The following is a 15,847-nucleotide window of genomic DNA, read 5'->3' as shown; positions in this document are numbered from 1 at the left end:
GATTTTTTTTGTCCTCGCGTCAGACAATTCCTTTCAAGTCATCGTACAACTTGCCGATAGCCCGCTAACGAGAGGGGCTGCCACTGTTCGCCCCTTCAATCTGGCCAATACAAGAATAAGGGCGTTCGTCATGTTGCTTCGTCAGTTGAATATTGCTCCTCGTGCCGCGTTGGGTTTTGCCCTGATTGCGGTCCTGGTGGCGTTGCTCGGCGTATTTGCCTTGGGGCAGATGTCGAGCATTCGTGACAGTGAGGTCGCGGTGGAGAGCCAGTGGCTGCCGAGCATTCGTGGCGGTGACGAAATTCGCGAGCTGATGTTGCGGATCCGTACGATTTCCCTGCGCATGGCCCTTGATCAGGATCCGCAGAACATCGCGACTTACCGCAGCCAGATGGATACCCGCGACAAGGAGCTGAGCGAGAAGATCGCCGCCTACGACAAACTGGTCACCACGGCGGAAGGCCAGCAGCTCTATGACCAGTTCAAAACAACCTTCGCCGCGTATCGCACCGGCATCGCGCAATCCTTCACCCTGGCCGATCAAGGCCAGCGTGACGAGCTGACCAAACTGTTGCTGGTTGATATGAAGACCGTGGTCGACGGCTCCGGCAAGCAGCTCAATGACCTGTCGGATCTGTTCGCCAGACAGGTTGCTGCGGAGAGCCAGAAATCCGCTGACCACTACCAGACCTCGCGCACGATCGTCAGCCTGTTCATAGCGCTGGCGGCGCTGGCTACGGTGGCGCTGGCGATGTTGCTCACCCGCAGCATCGTCCGTCCGCTGAGCAGCGCCGTCAGCGCTGCCGAAAGTGTGGCTCGAGGCGACCTGACCCGGCCGATCGAAACCCACGGTAACGATGAAGTCAGCCGATTGCTCAAGGCGCTGGCGACCATGCAGCAAAACCTGCGGGAAACGCTGCAAGGCATCAGCGGTTCGGCCACGCAACTGGCGAGCGCTGCTGATGAACTCAACGCGGTGACGCTCGACAGCACACAAGGCTTGCAGCAGCAGAACAACGAAATCGAACAGGCGGCGACGGCGGTCAATGAAATGACCACGGCCGTTGAAGAAGTCGCTCGCAACGCGGTGTCGACATCCGATGCCACCCGCCAATCCAGTGAGTCGGCGCAACTGGGGCAGGCGCGGGTCAGTGACACCGCATCGGCCATCCATGCGCTGGCCAGCGACGTGCAGCACACCGGCGAGTTGGTGCAATCGCTGGCCAACCAGTCACAGGACATCGGCAAAGTGCTGGATGTGATCCGTGCCATTGCCGAGCAGACCAACCTGCTTGCGCTCAACGCCGCCATCGAGGCGGCCCGCGCAGGGGAAAGCGGACGAGGTTTTGCGGTGGTCGCCGACGAAGTGCGGGCGCTGGCCTATCGCACCCAGCAATCGACGCAGGAGATCGAGCAGATGGTGCAGGGCATGCGCAGTGGTTCAAGCCTGGCGCTGGATTCGATGCAGGCCAGCGCTGCACGGGCCACGACCACACTGGCATTGGCCGAGCGGGCCGGGGAGGCGCTGGAAACCATCACCGCTTCGGTGCATGAGATCCATGAGCGTAATCTGGTGATCGCCAGTGCCGCCGAAGAGCAGGCGCAAGTCGCGCGGGAAGTGGATCGTAATCTGGTGAACATTCGCGACCTGTCGGTCCGTTCGGCGACGGGTGCCGATCAGACCCGTGCGTCGAGCCACGAACTGTCGCAACTGGCCAACGCGCTGCAAGGCATGGTGCGCCGCTTCCAGCTTTGATGAGCGGTGATCGATTGCAGGAGTGAGCTTGCTGATTTTGTGAGCTGCACAAAACAATGTGGGAGCGTGGCTTACCCGCGATAGCGGCGGATCAGTCGACATCATCGCCGACTGACCGACCGCTATCGCTGGCAAGCCAGCTCCCACACGTTTTGGTTTTAGTGCAGCTTCAGGCGTGGCTCGGTACCGCGACCGATCTTGCTGCCCAGCATCAGCATCGCCGTGCGGAACGGTCCGTACAGCGCCATCTGGTGCATGCGATACAGCGACACGTAGAACATACGCGCCAGCCAGCCTTCGAGCATCACGCTGCCGGTCAGGTTGCCCATCAAGTTACCCACAGCGGAAAAACGCGACAGCGAGATCAGCGAGCCGTAGTCGGTGTACTTGTACTCCGGCAGGGTTTTGCCCTCGATACGCAGCTTCAGCGACTTGGCCAGCAACGATGCCTGTTGGTGTGCGGCTTGTGCACGCGGCGGCACGTTGCGATCCGAACCCGGTTGCGGGCACGCGGCGCAGTCACCGAAGGCGAAAATGTTTTCGTCGCGGGTGGTCTGCAACGTCGGCAGCACTTGCAGCTGATTGATGCGGTTGGTTTCCAGGCCGTCGATGTCCTTGAGGAAACCCGGTGCGCGAATCCCGGCGGCCCAGACTTTCAGGCTGGCCTTGATCACATTGCCATCGGCGGTGATCAGGCTGTCGGCGGTTACTTCGCTGACCGCCGCATTGGTCATTACATTGACCCCGAGTTTCTCTAGGGTCTTGTGCACCGGGCCGCTGATGCGTTCCGGCAGGGCTGGCAGCACTCGCGGGCCGGCTTCGATCAGGGTGATGTGCATGTTCTCCGGTTTGATCCGGTCCAGACCATAAGCCGCCAGTTCATGCGCCGCGTTGTGCAGCTCTGCCGCCAGCTCGACACCTGTGGCGCCGGCACCGACGATGGCCACGCTGATCTGCTCGACCACATCGGTCTGTCCGGCGTGCGCGCGCAGATAGTGGTTGAGCAGCTGCTGGTGGAAACGCTCGGCCTGTTTGCGGGTGTCGAGGAACAGGCAGTGCTGCGCCGCGCCCTGGGTGCCGAAATCGTTGGTGGTGCTGCCGACGCTGATCACCAGCGTGTCGTAAGGCACTTCACGCGCCGGTACCAGTTCCACGCCGTTCTCGTCGTAGGTGGCGGCCAGCTGGATTTTCTTCTGCGCCCGATCAAGCCCGCTCATGCGCCCCAGCTGGAACTCGAAGTGGTTCCATTTCGCCTGGGCAACATAGTTGAGTTCGTCTTCGGAAGAGTTCAGCGATCCGGCGGCCACTTCGTGCAGCAGGGGTTTCCAGATGTGCGTCAGGTTCGCGTCGACCAGCATCACGCTGGCCGTGCCGCGCTTGCCCAGAGTCTTACCCAGACGGGTAGCCAACTCCAGACCGCCGGCACCGCCGCCGACAATGACAATACGATGGGACATAGGGATAACTCGCAAGGTTTTTAAAGGAAATCGGTGCGGTTACCCGAGCGAGCGCCAGGCAGCTCATAGCGTCAGGTAACTGATAAGTCGGCTCAGCAAGCCCAGACCAATGGTCACTGCCAGCACCAGCACCAGGAGCATCCACGGCCGGAAAGGCCGGCGCTCGACACGGTGTTGGGACAACTGCAGGTACTCTTCGACATGCTTCTGGTCTTCGGGGTTCAGGCGGCTGGTCATAAAGGCCTCGTCAGGTAGACGTTGCTGAAGGTGGAGACGCTACAGCGGTTTTTATCCCGGGTTGAACGCAGCATAGCCACTGGCCGGAACCGGTTCGACAGAAACACCGTCGTCGAGGCGGATGATCCCGCTTTGTAACACCCGGGCGGTAATTCCGCCATGCCCGCGCACCGCTTGAAAGGTGCCGGGGCCGAGGTTGTTTTGCAGGCGTGCGCAGGGCTGACACCAGCCAGTGGTCTCGAATATTGCCTGACCAATGCGAAAGCGCCGACCCTTGAGACTAAACAGATTGATACCGCTGATGACCAGATTGCGCCGCAGGTCTTCAGGCTTGACCGGATGATCCTGTGACCGGCCCATCAACGCGCTGATCACGGCCAGGTGTTCGAACTGGATCAACGTCACCTGCCGCGCGTTGCGCACCCCCGGGCGGGCGTGATCGCCAGTCAGTCCGGCCTCCAGTCGTGCTTCCACCGCGTCGAGTTCGATCATCGGCCCGCGAGACTCGGGGCGCACGCCGATCCAGCGCACGCGCCCGGTCTGCGGGACGTCGGCAATCAACTGCTGCAGCGGCGTCACAGGCTGATCCCGACATCGAAGACGATGCTGCGACCGAGGTTGCTGCGCAGGAAATCCGGTGCATCAGGATGCGCGAACAGCACCCGGGCGAAGGTCGGCCCGACCAGCGACAGCGAGCGCCAGCCCTGACGCAGGTATTCGGTGGGCGGTGGGAAGTGGCTGTTGAGGTCCAGCACTTCGCGCTTGAGGCTGGCGAAGGCGATGATGTCCAGTTCGCCCAGATCCATGCCGCGTTCCTTGTAGTTGTGCGCTTTTTTGCGCAAGGTCGGCGCCAGTCGCAGCAAGAATTCATTGGCCGGGATCCGCCGTGGCTTGGCTTCACGGCGCACCAGTTGGCTGAGGGAAAATGCACTGCGCCGGCGTTGCAGTTCGTCGCGCCATTCGTCGTTGAGTCGGCGGCCTTCGTCGAGCACGAAAAACACTTCGAAATTGGCATCGCGAAACAGCACATCCGGCGGCTCGCCAGCAGGGGCAAACTCATCGGCGCGGTAAGGAATGTTCAAGCCTTGCAGCAGGCGCTGGCAGACCCAACGCTCACGCTCCCATTTGCGGGCATTGGACAGGAACGCGTTGGCTTGCTCGGCCGCGATGGTCAGCAGGCGTAAATAATCTGAGTCATCCATAAGCCCAAGCTTAGCGTTCAATTGCGACAAGCTGAAAGCACCACGCGGCAATGTGTGTCAGTGGGCGGTTGCAATGGGCGGTGTAGACTGAGGAAAACCGTCCATTAATGCCAAATCGAGGGGATGAACGTGAAATTTCGCTGGCTGCTGGTGTTGGCTGTGATTCCGCTGTGGGCCCAGGCGCTTGAAATCGGTGAGCGGCTGGCGCCCTGGACGTTGCTGGATCAATACGATCAGCCGTTCACCCTCGATAACCGCACCACGACGCTGCTGGTGGCGCGCGACATGGACGGCGCCAAGCTGATCAAGCAGGCGTTGAAAGACCAGCCAAAAGGCTATCTGGAGGCGCGTCACGCCGTGTTTGTCGCTGACATCCAGCGCATGCCGGCGCTGATCGCGAAGATGTTCGCGGTTCCGGCGATGCGTGACTACAGCTATCGGGTCATGCTTGATCGTGAAGGCAGGGTGGCGTCGCGTTATCCCGGCGCCGAAGGCTCGGTGCTGTGGCTGCAACTCAAGGACGGCCGACTGCTCGAGCAACATGAGTACACCGACGCGGCCCAACTGCACGAGGCACTGGAGAAGGCCCGCCCATGATCGGCGCCGAGTTGCTGTCACCGCAAAGCCTGACGGTCGGCTGGCTGATCTATCTGCCGGTGCTTATCTGGGCGATCTGTCGTGCGCCGTGGGTCGAGTTGTTCAGTGACAGTCGCCGTCAGCACCTGCTGTTCGGCACCGTGTTCGCCGTGTTTTTGCTGTGGATGGTGCGCAGGGATTTCGACACCGGAGTTTCTTATCACTTCATCGGCATGACCGCCGTGACACTTTTGCTGGACTGGCCGCTGGCGATTGTCGGCGGGCTGGTGGCGCAGATCGGGTTGGTGTTGCTCGGGCGTCAGGATCTGGCGGCGGTCGGGGTCAACGGTACGTTGCTGATCCTGCTGCCGGTGTTGATCACTGAGTGCGTGGCGATCATCGTCGAGCGTGCCCAGCCGCGAAATCCGTTCGTGTATATCTTCTGTTCCGGATTCTTTGCCGCGGCGTTGTCGGCCTTGTTGTGCCTGACGTTGAGCCTGAGCCTGCTGTGGTACGACGGCCTGTTTGCCATGCCGGAATGGCTGGAAGACTTCATCGGCTACCTGTGGCTGCTGATTTTCCCCGAAGCGTTCATCAACGGCATGGTGATCAGCGCGTTGGTGGTGTTCAGTCCCGATTGGCTGGAGACCTTCAATCGCACCCGCTACCTTTCGGCGCCGTGGAAGGACGACGTTCCCAAGTCTTGATCCACATCAAATCCGTCACCCTCGCGGCATTTCATGCTCAATCAAATCCCTTCAGGAGCAGCGGCATGAGTGTTTACGAGTGGGCGAGGCAGGAAACGCGGCAGAGTCTGGAGATGGCGCTGGAGGTCGGCTTCGATCCGGGCCTGAGTTTGCGCGCCTTGCTCAGCGCGGTGGTGCAACAGAGCAAGACGGTGCGCAACGCCGAAGACCTGGCCGACGAATTGCGCTTTCTCGCGGAAAACCTCGACGACGATCAGGACTACGGCTTCATGCGGCCCTGATCGCGATCAGTGACGCGGGTCGAAATCACCGGAGAACATTTCGTCTTCGGCATCCGGGGCGACCGGAATCTTGTGCTCTTCGGACGCCCAGGCGCCGAGGTCGATCAGCTTGCAGCGATCGGAGCAGAACGGGCGGAATTTGTTCTCTGGGGTGAATTCCACGGGGGCGCCGCAGGTTGGGCATTCGACGGTTGTAGGGCTCATGACTGGCCTCCGGATAAAGTCAGGTAAAAGTGATGCAGGCGCTCGACTTCGCTGTGCAACCAGGCGAGGTCGCGGTCGTTGACCACCACATCGTCGGCACGGCTCACGCGGTCTTCACGGCTGGACTGGGCCTTGAGGATCGCCTGGACCTGCTGTTCGCTGGTCTGGTCGCGCTGCAAGGTGCGTTCGATCTGCAATTGTTGCGGGGCGTCGATCACCAGGATGCGCTGGGTCATCGCGTATTGCCCGGATTCGATCAGCAGCGGTGACACCAGAATCGCATAAGGCGATTTTGCCAGCGCCAGATGGTGAGCGATTTCCTCGGCGATCAACGGATGCAGCAGGGCTTCGAGCCAGCGGCGTTCTTCCGGCACTTCAAAGATCAACTTGCGCAGGGCCGCACGGTCCAGCGTGCCATCGGCTTGCAGGACGCCGGGCCCGAAGTGTTCGGCAATCTTCGCCAGCGCCGGACGCCCCGGCTCGACCACCCAGCGCGCTGCGTGATCAGCGTCGACCACATGAATCCCGAGATCGATGAAGTGCTGGGCCGCGGCGCTTTTGCCGCTGCCGATGCCGCCGGTCAGGCCGAGAATCCAGGGTTTTTCCACAGGGGTATTCATTTCAAACCGACAAACTGCCAATAGAAGTCGGTTATTTGACCACCCCAGAGCAAGGCAATCCAGCCGGCAATTGCCAGATACGGGCCGAAGGGCATCGGCGTCGAGGTTTTCTGCTCACGCAGCCGCAGCAGAATCACCCCGACAATCGCCCCCACCAGCGACGACAGCAGAATCGTCAGCGGCAGAATCTGCCAGCCGCCCCAGGCCCCGAGCAGCGCCAGCAGCTTGAAATCGCCGTGGCCGATGCCGTCCTTGCCGGTCAGCAGCTTGAACAGCCAGAACACCGACCACAGCGCCATGTAGCCGGCCACCGCGCCCCACAGCGCGGCGTGTAGCGAGACGAACAGCCCGAAGCTGTTGACGATCAACCCCAGCCACAACAACGGCAACACCAGCACATCGGGCAGCAATTGATGCTCGGTGTCGATCAGGCTCATCGCCAACAGACCCCAGGTGAGGACGATCAACAAGGCGGCCGGCCAGCCGAACCCCAGATGCCAGGCGACGAATGCCGAGAGCAGGCCGCAAGCCAGTTCGGTCAGGGGGTAACGTTTGCTGATCGGGGCGGCACACGCCGAACAGCGTCCACGCAGCAACAGGTAGCTGAGCAGCGGAATGTTTTCCCACGGCCGAATCCGGTGGCCGCAGTGCGGACACTGGGAGTGCGGCAGCATCAGGTTGTAGGTCGGTAGTGGCGTTTCGCTCGGCAGGCCGAGGACGTCCTGCGCCTGCTGGCGCCAATCGCGCTCGAGCATTTTCGGCAGACGCCAGACCAGCACGTTGAGGAAACTGCCCACCACCAGGCCCAGCAGCAGGGCGGTGCACACAAAGGCCAGCGGATACAGACTGAAGAGTTGGTCGATAGGCATGTCAGATCGCTGAGCCGAGCTGGAAAATCGGCAGGTACATGGCCACGACCAACCCGCCGACGATGACCCCGAGCACCACCATGATGAACGGTTCCATCAGGCTGGTGAGGTTGTCGACCATGTTATCCACTTCGTCCTCATAAAAACCGGCGACCTTGTCGAGCATGTCATCCAGCGCGCCCGATTCCTCACCGATCGCGGTCATCTGTACCGCCATGTTCGGGAACACCCCGGTGCTGCGCATGGAAAAGTTCAGCTGCATGCCGGTGGCGACGTCCTGGCGGATACGCAGCACTGCACGTTTGAACACCACGTTGCCGGTGGCACCGGCCACCGAATCCAGTGCATCCACCAGCGGTACGCCAGCGGCGAAGGTGGTCGACAAGGTGCGGGCGAATCGCGCCACCGCCGATTTGTACATCAGCGTGCCCACCAGCGGCAGCTTCAGCAGCCAGGTGTCCTTGCGGTCGCGCAATGCCTGGGATGTCTTCAGCGCATGACGGACGCCGAACACCGCTGCAATCAGGGCGCCGAGCACCGCCCACCAACATTGCTGCATGAACTCGGAGATGCTGATCACCATCAGCGTGAAGGCCGGCAGTTCAGCGCCAAAACCGGAAAATACCGCCTGAAACTGCGGCACCACTTTCACCAGCAAAATCCCCGTGACCACCATCGCCACCAGCACCACGGCTGTGGGGTAAGTCATGGCTTTCTTGATCTTGGCCTTGAGCGCTTCGCTTTTTTCCTTATAGGTTGCGACCCGTTCGAGCAACGTATCGAGTGCACCGGATTGCTCGCCGGCATCCACCAGGTTGCAATACAGCTCATCGAAATACTGCGGCTTCTTGCGCAGGGCGGCGGCGAAGCTGTTGCCGGCTGCCACCTCTTGCTTCACTTCGTCCACCAGTTTGCGCATCGCCGGGTTGTCGAAGCCTTCGCCAATGATGTCGAACGACTGCAACAACGGCACGCCAGCCTTCATCATGGTTGCCATCTGCCGGGTGAACAGGGCGATGTCCTGGGCCTTGATGCGTTTGCCGAGGCTGAGCAAGGAGGTGGATTTCTTGCGCACCTTGCCCGGGTTGATGCCTTGTTTGCGCAGCTGGGCCTTGATCAGCGCAGGGTTCTGCCCGCTCAACTCGCCCGTGACCTTGCTGCCTTTGCGATCCGTGCCTTCCCAGGCGTAGATGCTGATTTTCGCTGCCTTGACCGCCATGTTCAGTCCTTGGTGACCCGGTTGATTTCTTCCAGGCTGGTGATGCCTTGCATGGCCTTGTGCAGGCCCGAGGTGCGCAGGTCGTCGAAGCCGTCGCGACGCATCTGGCTGTCGATTTCCAGCGAGTTGCCTTCGGCCATGATCAGCCGCTGCAGCTCGGAGGTGTTTTTCACCACTTCATAAATCCCCACGCGTCCCTTGTAGCCGCCGTTGCAGTGATCGCAACCGACCGGCTCGTAGATCGTGAAATTGCCGATCTGTTCCGGCGGGAAACCTTCCTTGACCAGCGTTTCGCGGGGGATTTCGATCGGTTTCTTGCAGTGGTTGCACAGCTTGCGCGCCAGGCGCTGGGCGATGATCAGGCTTACCGAGGTGGCGATGTTGAACCCGGGAATGCCCATGTTGTGCAGGCGGGTCAGGGTTTCGGCGGCGCTGTTGGTGTGCAGCGTGGACAGCACCAGGTGGCCGGTCTGTGCGGCCTTGATCGCGATTTCGGCAGTTTCCAGGTCGCGGATCTCGCCGACCATGATCACGTCCGGGTCCTGCCGCAGAAACGAACGCAGGGCCTGGGCAAAATCCAGACCCTGTTTCGGATTGACGTTGACCTGGTTGATGCCTTCCATGTTGATTTCCACCGGGTCTTCGGCGGTGGAAATGTTGATGTCGACGGTATTGAGAATATTCAGGCCGGTGTACAGCGACACGGTTTTCCCCGAACCGGTCGGCCCGGTCACCAGAATCATGCCCTGCGGCTGCTTGAGCGCCGCCATGTACAGGTCTTTCTGCGCCGGTTCGTAACCCAATGCATCGATGCCGATCTGCGCGCTGGACGGGTCGAGAATCCGGATCACCACTTTTTCGCCCCACAGGGTCGGCAAAGTGTTGACCCGGAAGTCGATGGACTTGGTCTTCGACAGGCGCATCTTGATCCGCCCGTCCTGGGGTTTGCGCCGCTCCGAGATGTCGAGGCTGGCCATGACTTTCAGGCGTGCGGCGATCCGCCCGGCCAGTTGAATCGGCGGTTTGGCCACCTCGCGCAGGATACCGTCGGTGCGCACCCGCACCCGGAAGTTTTTCTCGTAGGGTTCGAAGTGCAGATCGGAGGAGCCACTCTTGATCGCGTCGAGCAGCATCTTGTGCACGAAGCGCACGACCGGCGCGTCATCGGCGTCGAGCCCGCCGATGGCGTCCTGGCGGCTGTCGTCGACGGACTCGACATCCATGCCGTCGAGATCGACGTCGGCCATGTCCTCCAGACCGCTGGCGTGGGTGTCGAAGAATTTCTCGATGGCCTCGGTGAGCTTGTCGTCCTCCACCAGAATGGCTTCGGTGCTCAGCCCGGTGCTGAACTGAATGTCATTGATCGCTTGATGATTGCTCGGGTCGGAAATGCCCACGAACAGTTTATTGCCACGGCGCCACAAGGGCAGGGCGTGGTGCTGGCGCACCAGTTTTTCACTGACCAGGCCTTTGGGCTGGGTTTCCTTGTCCAGGCAATTGAGGTCCATGAAGGCCATGCCGAAATGCTCTGAAGCGATCTCGGCCACCTGTGAGCTCTTCACCAGTTTGTTCTGTACCAGGTAGCTGACCAGCGACAGCCGATTGCGCTGCGCCTGTTGCCAGGCCTGCTGGGCGCTTTTTTCCGTGAGCAGTTCGGCCTGTACCAACTGCTTGGCCAGACCGCTCAGAGCGATGTCATTCATGGGAGTTCCGGAAGCTGACAGTTCATGACTTATAGCCTAGTCAAGTGACAGCGCCAAACACCCTCGGTGCAGGTGACAAAAAGTGTCAGATAGTGCGGTTACGGGTTGTAGGAAAGCGCGACTCGGCACCTTTATGCCGAGCGTGCGGGGTCTGCAAGCGGTTGGCACGGCCTATGCTGAGCCCTTTGCAGATCATGAGATTCCGACTCATGCATGGAGAGCCTGTCTATGAACAACCAAAAGGGTTTCACACTGATCGAGCTGCTGATCGTGGTGGCGATCATCGGCATTCTGGCGACCATCGCCCTGCCCCAATACTCCAAATACCAGGCCCGTTCGAAAGTGACAGCAGGTCTGGCAGAAATCAGCGCGCTCAAAGTGCCGTTTGAAGACACCATCAATCAAGGTACGGATCCGACGCTGACACTGGTGGCGGGCGGCGCCTCCGCGACCACGTCGAACTGCACACTGGCGGCCTCTGGGACGGCCTCGACCGGTGCCGGCACCATCACTTGCACACTGGTGAACGCACCGGGTCCGGTATTGGGTAAAACAATCACGCTCACCCGTTCAGGCGCTGCAACGGGCAGCACCTCTGGCGTGTGGACCTGCGCAACCACCGTCAACCCTGACTACTCGCCAAAAGGTTGCACTGCCAGCGGCACTTGATGCGAGGGCCTGAATGGCAAATGCCCCGATCTTCGGGGCATTTTCATTTCCAGAGCAGTAAAAAAAGCTTCAATAATTTCAGCCATTTAGGAACTTTCCAAAAAACCGCAACTTGCATGTCGATAATCCACGCGTCATGCAAATTGCATGATTTCGAAAATTTATCTAATTCATAACTTATTGATTTATAACGATTTATTGTCTTTCGAAAAGTTGGCACAGCGTTCGCAATATACCCAGTAACCCTGCTGACAAGACAACCAGCAGACTTTCCAGAAAAACAGGAGTTACTCGTATGAAGAAGTTCGCTATCACTGCCGCTGCTGCTACCGCGCTGACCCTGACCATGGCTTCCGGTGCTTTCGCACAATCCACCCAGGCTACTCAGGCTCCAATGACTCTGGCTGCTGGTGAAATGACCAAGGCTAAAGAAGCTACTTCCGATACCTGGATCACTACCAAAGTCAAAAGCGACCTGGTAACCGAAAAAGGCATTCCTGGTACCGACATCAAAGTCGAAACCAACAAAGGTGTGGTTTCCCTGTCTTCTGACGTCGCTGTCACCGAAGCTCAGAAAACCACCGCTGTGAACATCACCAAGAAAATCAAAGGCGTCAAAGCGGTCTCCGCTGACGGCCTGAAAGCCGAGTAAGGCATGACTTCTCGCCTGGACCGGGAGAAGACGCGACAGACGGGCCGAGCAATACGTCTGCCGCAACTTTAGAGTTCATGCGAACGGTCACACGGATGTGACCATTACGGGCCCCGGCACTTGTGTCGGGGCCTGTTCTATTGGGTAGAAGCAAAAGATCGCAGCCTCCGGCAGCTTCTACAGTGGAATGCATTTCCCTGTAGGCGCTGCCGGAGGCTGCGATCTTTTGATCTTTCAGTTACCGCGCTTGCTGTTGATCTGCCGCAGGCGACTGCCTTCAAAGCGCAGGTATTGATACATGCCGTTGCTCGGGCCGTAGGTCCATTCCTCGACCTGAAATTCTTCGCGCCGGTTGGCGCTGCGTTTGTAGCCGAGGACATCGCGGCTGACCGGTTCGCCGCATTTCTGCAGCACTTCGCTGGCACGGTCGCCGAGACTGACCAGTTGGCTGCCACAGCGCAGCGTGTCGGAGGCCAGCGCAGGGCTGGCGGCGAGCAGCAGCGTCAAAGCCACCCGCCATTTGCGGTTCATCATTCGGCGTCCAGGTGCATTTGCGTCACGACCCGGCCATCGCTCTCGGCCTCGCCCAGATTGGCATCGATGAAGTACACCCGGTCATCGGCCAGTTGGCCCTTGTCGACGAGATAGTCCTTGATGCTGCTGGCGCGTTCCTGACCCAACTGCCGCAGCAGGACATCGCTGGAGCTCCAGAACTTGATCACGCCGTCACGCATTTTCGCCGTGCGTTCTTCCTTGCCCAGATCCTTCCATTCGGCCGGCGGCTGGGTTTTCAGACGCGTGCGGTAGATGCCTTCGAGCAACGGGCCTTTCTCGTTCTCCGGCACTTGCAGCAGGGAAGCCTGGGCCGGCACCTTGTCGCCACGGCGCTGGAGCATCTTGTAGTAGTTGTACTGGTATTCGCGTTCCAGACGCTGTTCGGCCAGCAGCGGACCGTCGCTGCTTTGCGCGGCGGTGCCTTCGATCTCCAGGCGCAGGGCCGGACGTTCCTTGAGCGCCTGGGACAGTTTGTCCAGCGCTGATTCGGCGTCTTTGCTCAGGTCGCTCGAACCTGGGGCAAAGGACACGGTGCCGAGGTCTTCAGAGCCGCCGCCACTGACCAGTCCGCCAATCAGCTTGAACGGCGCGGCAGCCGCTTTGACGATCAGATTGCGCAGGGTCTGCCAGACGATCGGCATTACGCTGAATTGCGGGTTGTTGAGGTCGCCGGTGACCGGCAATTCGATGGAAATCTTGCCATCGACGTCCTTGAGCAGGGCAATCGCCAGTTTCAACGGCAGGCTCACGGCATCCGGGCTGTCGACTTTCTCGCCGAGTTGCAGCTGCTCGACCACCACTTTGTTTTCAGCCTTCAACTGGCCCTTGGTGATCAGGTAGTGCAGGTCGAGATTGAGCCGACCCTTGCGGATGCGGTAGCCGGCGAATTTGCCGGAATACGGGGTGAGCGTGGTCAGTTCGACGCGTTTGAAACTGGTAGCGATATCGAGGCTGGCCATCGGGTCGAACGGATTGACCGCACCTTTGATGGTCACCGGCGCATAGCGGTCGACCTTGCCCTTGACGTCGACGCTGGCCGGTTTCGCCTGACGGCTGTCGATGGTGCCGATCTGGCCGTTGAGTTGCTGGATTGCCGTGGCGAAGTTCGGGGTCAGGCTGAAGTCGGCGAAGTTGGCCGAGCCGTCATTGATCGCGATACCGCCAATGTGAATGCCCAGCGGTTTCGAGTTACTGGCGGGTTTGGCCGCTGCCGTTTTCGCCCCGGAATCGGCAGGTTGCGGGATCAGCAAATCATCAATGTTGGTGGTGCGGTCATCGTTGATCATGAACCGCACATACGGCTGGAACAGGTTGACCTTGTCGATCGACACACTGTCACCGTGTTGATAGTTGATGCCCTCAACCACCACTTGCTGCCATTTGAGGAAGTCGCGGGTTTTCAGGGTGTCGAGGGTGTGCAGTTGATCGATCTGCGCGCGCCCGGTAACGCTGAGTGCCAGTGGCTCGGTGCTCTTGAGGTTGACCTTGAGGTCACTGCCGAGCATGCCGCTGCGCAATTCCAGGCGAATGAACGGATTGATGTAGGACTGCGCGACACGCAGGTCGATGTCCTGTGTCTTCACGTTGAGCTGGGCGGTAACCGGTGCGAGGTTGACCACGCCGTCGGCGTTGATCTTGCCTTGTTTGCCCAGACCGCTGTCGAGCCTGACCTTGAAGGGCGAACCGTTGAGGCTGTCGAAATCCTGCAGGTCGATATTCAGCGGCGTCACATCCAGCGCCACCGGCGGGTTGGCCGAACGGTCGGCGAGATGCACGGTGTAGTTGCGCAGTTGCACATCCTTGAGCAGCACCTGCCAGGGCTTGCTCGGCGCGGCCGGCTCTTTCGGCGAGTCGGCGGCGGCCGGAGTGGTCTTGGGTTCGGCGGCGGCCTTGGCGGCAGGTTTTGACGGCTGACTGGCGAACAGTTTCTGCCAGTCGAGCTGGCCGTCGGCTTCGAGCGCGGCCCAGGTTTCCAGTTTGTTGCTGCGGATCTTGCCGACCACTACCTGCTGTTTGGCCAGGTCCAGCGAGGTCTCGCTGACATCAAGGCGTTCGAATCTGGCCAGCGGACGTCCGTCCGGCGCCTTGATTGCGAACGGCGCTATGTTCACCGCGACGTTGTTCAGCAGCAGTTCGGTTTCTTTCGACAGATTCAGTTTGTACTCGGTGCTGAGGTTGATCACGCCGTCTTCGAGCACCAGCGGCAGGGCGTCACGCACATAGGGCCAGAAGGATTTCATCTTGCCGTCGGTGACTTTCAAGGTGCCTTCAGAGGTGAACGGGATCAGGCTGAAGTTGCCTTTCCAGTCGATCTGCCCACCGGCCGGGCCGGCAGCCACCAGGGTCATGTCGGCATTGTCTTCGGGCAGGGTGCTGAGGTTTTTCAGTTCGAAGTCGAGTTTGTCGTAAAGGAACTCGATGGGCTCGCTCGGCCGCGCGTCCTCGAAATGCACGTTGCCGCCGGCCAGCTGAATGCGATCGATGCGCAGCGGGAACGGCTTGGCATTCGGATCGGCCGGGGTCGGTTCGCTGGCGGGAATCTTGAACAGGCCCAGCAGATTGAGCTGGCCGTCCTTGGCGAAGAGGATTTCGGTCTTGGGCTTGTCCAGCTCGATATCGGCCAGGTGCAGCGCCTTGGTCCACAGACTGTCGAGTTGCAGGTTGGCGTACAGCCGCTCGAAGCCGACTTGCTCCTTGCCCGGCTCACCGACGACCAAGCCCCACAGGGTGACTTCCAGGCTGAACGGATTGAGTTCGATGCGCTGGATATGCGCCGGCACCGTGGCGTAGTTCGCCAGTTGCTGGTTGGCAATGCGCAGGGCGACGCCCGGCAAAATCAGAAACCCCAGCAGGCTGTAGAGGGCCAGAGCAGTCAACAAGGCGCCAATCGCGCGGATCAATCCTTTGGGCATGTGCGGCTTCATCTGTCTGAATCGGAGTGCCTTGGAGTATGGCACGCGATTCTGGTTCCGAAGTACATCGTGGGGGACAGGATTGTTCAGATTGTTCTGTAGGACCAAGACACTGTGGGAGCGAGCTTGCTCGCGAAGGCGGCGGATCAGTCGAGAAATATGCTGACTGACGCGCCGCCTTCGCGAGCAAGCTCGCTCCCACATTGGATGGTTGCCAGTCCCGCAGGG

17 protein-coding genes are annotated in these 15,847 nt (G+C 60.2%); 6 read left to right on the top strand and 11 right to left on the bottom strand.

From position 1 onward, the window contains the following. Nucleotides 1–130: 130 nt before the first annotated feature. Nucleotides 131–1,756, top strand: coding sequence for a methyl-accepting chemotaxis protein (locus tag B1722_RS13185; RefSeq protein WP_041065346.1), 1,626 nt, complete (start codon nt 131–133; stop codon nt 1,754–1,756). A gap of 158 nt (nt 1,757–1,914) precedes the next feature. Here the strand turns inward: B1722_RS13185 and B1722_RS13180 are convergent, their stop codons facing one another. The 4 genes from B1722_RS13180 to B1722_RS13165 form a co-directional block, all read right to left on the bottom strand. Next, nucleotides 1,915–3,213 carry an NAD(P)/FAD-dependent oxidoreductase gene (locus tag B1722_RS13180; protein ID WP_041065349.1) on the bottom strand — a complete coding sequence of 433 codons (1,299 nt, stop codon included), beginning with the start codon at nt 3,211–3,213 and terminating at the stop codon, nt 1,915–1,917. A 63-nt stretch (nt 3,214–3,276) separates the two neighbouring features. Further along, on the bottom strand, nt 3,277–3,450 hold the full coding sequence (locus tag B1722_RS13175) for a DUF3094 family protein (RefSeq protein WP_003228304.1): 174 nt from the start codon (nt 3,448–3,450) through the stop codon (nt 3,277–3,279). A 51-nt stretch (nt 3,451–3,501) separates the two neighbouring features. Continuing rightward, the gene (locus B1722_RS13170; RefSeq protein ID WP_041065352.1) at nt 3,502–4,029 is read right to left on the bottom strand and encodes an MOSC domain-containing protein; all 528 of its coding nucleotides are present in this window, start codon (nt 4,027–4,029) and stop codon (nt 3,502–3,504) included. Beyond that, nucleotides 4,026–4,652 carry a DUF1780 domain-containing protein gene (locus tag B1722_RS13165; protein ID WP_003228301.1) on the bottom strand — a complete coding sequence of 209 codons (627 nt, stop codon included), beginning with the start codon at nt 4,650–4,652 and terminating at the stop codon, nt 4,026–4,028. Before B1722_RS13165 ends, B1722_RS13170 begins: the two co-directional genes overlap by 4 nt. 129 nt (nt 4,653–4,781) lie before the next feature. On the opposite strand from B1722_RS13165, the gene B1722_RS13160 reads away from it, so the two are divergent. The 3 genes from B1722_RS13160 (at nt 4,782) to B1722_RS13150 (ending at nt 6,216) form a co-directional block, all read left to right on the top strand. Then, on the top strand, nt 4,782–5,249 hold the full coding sequence (locus B1722_RS13160; RefSeq protein ID WP_086793092.1) for an FAD/FMN-containing dehydrogenase: 468 nt from the start codon (nt 4,782–4,784) through the stop codon (nt 5,247–5,249). Next, nucleotides 5,246–5,935 carry an energy-coupling factor ABC transporter permease gene (locus B1722_RS13155; protein ID WP_086792848.1) on the top strand — a complete coding sequence of 230 codons (690 nt, stop codon included), beginning with the start codon at nt 5,246–5,248 and terminating at the stop codon, nt 5,933–5,935. The genes B1722_RS13160 and B1722_RS13155 overlap by 4 nt, the downstream gene beginning before the upstream one ends. 65 nt (nt 5,936–6,000) lie before the next feature. Continuing rightward, the gene (locus B1722_RS13150) at nt 6,001–6,216 is read left to right on the top strand and encodes a hypothetical protein (RefSeq protein ID WP_041065358.1); all 216 of its coding nucleotides are present in this window, start codon (nt 6,001–6,003) and stop codon (nt 6,214–6,216) included. A 6-nt stretch (nt 6,217–6,222) separates the two neighbouring features. On the opposite strand, the gene yacG is transcribed toward B1722_RS13150, so the two are convergent. Genes yacG through pilB form a run of 5 tightly spaced genes read right to left on the bottom strand, consistent with a single transcriptional unit; the run spans nt 6,223 to nt 10,831 of the window. Beyond that, on the bottom strand, nt 6,223–6,420 hold the full coding sequence (yacG, locus tag B1722_RS13145; protein WP_003228296.1) for a DNA gyrase inhibitor YacG: 198 nt from the start codon (nt 6,418–6,420) through the stop codon (nt 6,223–6,225). Then, a complete protein-coding gene (gene coaE / locus B1722_RS13140) occupies nt 6,417–7,040 on the bottom strand; it encodes a dephospho-CoA kinase (protein ID WP_086792846.1) in 624 nt (207 codons plus the stop codon). The genes yacG and coaE overlap by 4 nt, the downstream gene beginning before the upstream one ends. Continuing rightward, nucleotides 7,037–7,909 carry an A24 family peptidase gene (locus tag B1722_RS13135; RefSeq protein ID WP_086792844.1) on the bottom strand — a complete coding sequence of 291 codons (873 nt, stop codon included), beginning with the start codon at nt 7,907–7,909 and terminating at the stop codon, nt 7,037–7,039. The genes coaE and B1722_RS13135 overlap by 4 nt, the downstream gene beginning before the upstream one ends. Before the next feature lies 1 nt (nt 7,910). Continuing rightward, a complete protein-coding gene (locus tag B1722_RS13130) occupies nt 7,911–9,128 on the bottom strand; it encodes a type II secretion system F family protein (RefSeq protein WP_086792842.1) in 1,218 nt (405 codons plus the stop codon). Between the two features lie 2 nt (nt 9,129–9,130). Further along, a complete protein-coding gene (pilB, locus tag B1722_RS13125) occupies nt 9,131–10,831 on the bottom strand; it encodes a type IV-A pilus assembly ATPase PilB (RefSeq protein ID WP_086792840.1) in 1,701 nt (566 codons plus the stop codon). A gap of 228 nt (nt 10,832–11,059) precedes the next feature. Between pilB and B1722_RS13120 the strand changes: the two genes are divergently transcribed. After that, nucleotides 11,060–11,500: a pilin gene (locus B1722_RS13120; protein WP_041065372.1), complete on the top strand. Its 441-nt coding sequence runs from the start codon at nt 11,060–11,062 to the stop codon at nt 11,498–11,500. A 295-nt stretch (nt 11,501–11,795) separates the two neighbouring features. Next, a complete protein-coding gene (locus B1722_RS13115; RefSeq protein WP_007963876.1) occupies nt 11,796–12,152 on the top strand; it encodes a BON domain-containing protein in 357 nt (118 codons plus the stop codon). Between the two features lie 234 nt (nt 12,153–12,386). Here B1722_RS13115 and B1722_RS13110 read toward each other — a convergent pair whose 3' ends face one another. Continuing rightward, complete coding sequence (locus B1722_RS13110) at nt 12,387–12,683, bottom strand: DUF2845 domain-containing protein (protein ID WP_086792838.1); 297 nt, start codon at nt 12,681–12,683, stop codon at nt 12,387–12,389. After that, complete coding sequence (locus B1722_RS13105; RefSeq protein ID WP_086792836.1) at nt 12,683–15,631, bottom strand: DUF748 domain-containing protein; 2,949 nt, start codon at nt 15,629–15,631, stop codon at nt 12,683–12,685. Before B1722_RS13105 ends, B1722_RS13110 begins: the two co-directional genes overlap by 1 nt. Between the last annotated feature and the right edge of the window lie 216 nt (nt 15,632–15,847).

It is taken from the genome of Pseudomonas sp. SCPG-7, assembly GCF_002156405.1.
GTDB classification, from domain to species: Bacteria; Pseudomonadota; Gammaproteobacteria; order Pseudomonadales; family Pseudomonadaceae; genus Aquipseudomonas; species Aquipseudomonas parakoreensis.
The sequence above is the reverse complement of the archived record's forward strand: the minus strand, read 5'-3'. Positions and strand labels throughout refer to the sequence as shown.